This is a genomic window from Halococcus salifodinae DSM 8989 (assembly GCF_000336935.1).
Taxonomy (GTDB): domain Archaea; phylum Halobacteriota; class Halobacteria; order Halobacteriales; family Halococcaceae; genus Halococcus; species Halococcus salifodinae.
Genome location: NZ_AOME01000098.1, coordinates 1 through 249, shown reverse-complemented (window position 1 = coordinate 249; position 249 = coordinate 1).

Here is a 249-nt window from a genome sequence, read left to right as displayed (position 1 = left end):
CGAGAAATCACCTTGATGTGTGTCGTCTACAACATCAAACGCTCCGTCAAACAGTGAAATCCACTGTCTTATGGCGATTCAACACAGCCGTTAGGGGCGTTGTCGAAAAATCGGCGGTGATTCTGCCTCTGGTCCCTACAAAGGGAGTGTTAGCTGCTTGCTGTAGTCTCGGTCTCCATCGAGGTTCCGTTCTCCATCATGGTCTCGTTTTCCATCGAGGTCCCGTTTTCCATCATGGTCTCTTCACCA